Annotated in this window: 1 protein-coding gene; it reads left to right on the plus strand. The window is 64.0% G+C overall.

Translation table 11 applies throughout. The features are described from left to right. The coding region (locus tag AB0J47_RS42185) for a type I polyketide synthase (RefSeq protein WP_364360321.1) at window positions 1-3,216 on the plus strand (3,216 nt) is incomplete at both ends.

The raw sequence follows: 3,216 nt of genomic DNA on the forward strand, positions 1-3,216 counted from the left end.
TGCGGTTGTCGCGATGGCGGGTATGGGTGTGTCGAGGTTCGCCGAGGTCGGGCCTGATGCGGTGTTGACCCCGATGATCACCCAGATCCTCGACAATGGGCACGTCAGTGCGGCGGCAGCCGTCGTGGCTCCTGTTGTGGTGGCCTTGGCACGCCGGGGTCAGGCGGATGCGTCGGCCGTGCTGAGTGGGGTGGCCGGTCTATTCGTCTCTGGCACCAAGGTGGACTGGGCCGCTCTCTACGCTGGTTCCGGGGCCCGGCGAATCGACTTGCCCACCTACGCTTTTCAGCATCAGCGTTATTGGACGGCCGAAGGTTCCACCGGTAGCGGCGCTCGGGCGATGGGGCTGGTGGCTACCGGTCATCCCTTGGTTTCGGCGGTGGTGTCGCAACCGGATTCCGATGTGGTCGCTGTCAGCGGCAGGTTGTCGGTGCAGACGCATCCCTGGCTAGCCGATCACAGAGTTATGGACACCGTGCTTTTCCCTGGCACCGGATTTGTCGAACTCGCCATGCACGCCGGGGAGCGAGTGGGCTGTTCGAGTCTCGATGAGCTGGTTCTGCGGGCACCGCTGGTGCTGTCGGAGTCCGGCGGGGTTGCCGTGCGCGTTGTGGTGGGTGCTGAGGACGAGGGTCGTCGCGCGGTGCGGATCTTCTCCCTCCCCGATGATGACGTTGATTCGGTGCTGTCGTGGACGTTGAACGCCGAGGGCGTGCTTGCGCCGGGAATCGATAGTGCGCCTGTGGATTTGGTGCAGTGGCCGCCCTCTGGTGCGGTCGCGGTGGATATCGATGGTGTTTATGACTCCCTGGATGTGCAGGGTTACCAGTACGGTCCGGTGTTCCAGGCACTTCGGTCGGTGTGGCGTGCAGCGGACGGGCTGCTCTATGCCGAGGTCGAATTGCCTGAACAAGCCCGGGCCGAGGCAGAACGCTTCGGTCTGCACCCGGCGCTGCTCGACGCCGCTCTGCACGCGCTGCGCGTCGCCGACAACCTGCCTGCGGACGGGACTGGCCTGGCGTTGCCGTTCGAGTGGTCCGGTGTGACGGTGCATGCGGCTGGGGCCAATGCGTTGCGTGTTCGGCTCACGCGGATAGGTGAGCACGGCGTTGCTCTAGATCTCGCGGATTCGTCGGGTGCTGCGGTGGCGTCGGTGCGGCAGTTGGCTTCCCGGCCATTTGATCCCGCGCAGCTCACGGCTAATGCATCTGTCGCCGGTAATGCGTTGTTCCAGGTCGATTGGACACCGATCTCGGTGCGTGAGGCCGAGGTCGCCGCGGTAGCGTGGCCGGATCTCGGTGAGCGGGTGCCGCCGGTGGTGGTGCTGGACTGCCCGGCGGGTAATGATCCCGCTGCCATTCACGCTGCGACGCATGAGGTTTTGGAGGTCCTTCAATCCTGGACGGCAAGCCAGCGGTTCACCGAGTCGGTTCTGGTGGTTCGGACCCGTGGTGCGGTATCGGTTGGTGGGGAGGACGTTACGAATCTGGCTGGTGCCGCGGTGTGTGGTCTGGTTCGTTCGGCGCAGGCGGAGAATCCTGGCCGGATCGTGTTGATCGACACCGATTCCGGACTCGATGGGTTGCTGGGTGGGGTGCTGGCTGCGGCGGAACCGCAGGTGGCGGTGCGTGATGGGCAGGTATACATTGCGCGACTCGCCCGCGTCGATTCCACGGCGGTCGTTTCCACCGAGACCGCTTCGGCGACTACCTCTTTCGGTCCGGACGATACTGTGTTGATCACCGGTGGGGGTGGTTTGCTCGGTGGGTTGTTCGCCCGTCACTTGGTCGACGCCCATGGTGTGCGCCGGCTGTTGCTGTTGAGTCGCCGTGGTGAATCCGCTTCCGGTGCCACCGAGTTGCGGGCGGAGTTGCGGTCTCGCGGTGCCGAAGTCGAGTTCGTCGCCTGCGATGTCGCCGACCGTGATGCATTGGCTGCGGTACTGGCCAATGTTCCTGCCGGTCATCCACTTGCGGGTGTGTTCCATATGGCCGGTGTGCTCGATGACGGTGCCATTGCTTCGCTGACTCCGGCTCGGATGGATGCGGTGTTGGGGCCCAAGGTCGATGCGGCCTTGCATCTGCACGAGTTGACCGCCGATCTGCCGTTGAAGGCGTTCGTGTTGTTCAGCTCGGTGGCCGGTGTGTTCGGCAGCCCTGGTCAGGGTAACTATGCCGCGGCCAATGCGTGTTTGGATGCGCTGGCGGCGCACCGTAGGGCCTCGGGTGGTTGTGGCCAGTCGTTTGCCTGGGGTCTGTGGGACGGGGGTATGGCCGAGCAACTCACCGATGTCGACCGCAGCCGCATCTCCCGTTCGGGCATGCTGCCGCTGTCGGAGGAACAGGGTCTCGCGCTGTTCGACGCCGCGACAGGGATCGACGCAGCGGCTCCGATCCTTGTCCGTTTGGACCTGGAGAGCCTCCGCAGCGCTGGGTTTGCCGCGCCCGCACTGTTTTCCGGTTTGGTCCCCGCTCGCCGTAAGGCGGCCCCGGGTGCCTTTACGGCGCTACGTGCTCGTTTGGCGAATACTCCCGATAGTGAGCGCTTCGGTGTTCTCGTGGAGATCGTGCGTGGCCAGGTTGCCACGATTCTGGGTCATCGGAACGCGAATGCGGTTGCCGCGGATAAGGCTTTCGGCGAGCTGGGCTTCGATTCGATCACCGCCGTCGAGTTCCGCAACGCTCTCAAGGCCGTGACAGGTCTACAGCTGCCTGCGACGTTGGTGTTCGATTACCCGACACCGCAGGCTTTGGCGCAGTATCTGGCCGATGAGTTCGCTGGTACCAGTCGGGATATCGAGGTCATTGCCAGCAGAGCTGTTGACGACGATCCGATCGCGGTGGTCGCGATGGCCTGTCGTTATCCAGGTGGTGTTGCCTCGCCTGAAGACCTGTGGAGTCTGGTCGTGTCGGGCGCCGATACCACTGGCGATCTACCGATGGATCGTGGCTGGGACATCGACGGCATTTACGATCCCGAACCTGGCAAGGCAGGCAAGACCTACACCCGTCGGGGTGGATTCCTATACTCCGCAGCCAATTTCGATGCGGAGTTCTTCGGGATCAGCCCCAATGAGGCCACGATGATGGATCCCCAGCAGCGGTTGCTGCTGGAGACCTCCTGGGAGGCGTTGGAGCGTGCCGGTGTCGACCCGGTGGTGCTGCGTGGCAGCTCGACCGGTGTTTTCGCTGGTGTGATGTATCACGACTATGCCCA

The sequence above is a fragment of the Nocardia sp. NPDC049737 genome (assembly GCF_040674755.1).
Classification (GTDB): domain Bacteria; phylum Actinomycetota; class Actinomycetes; order Mycobacteriales; family Mycobacteriaceae; genus Nocardia.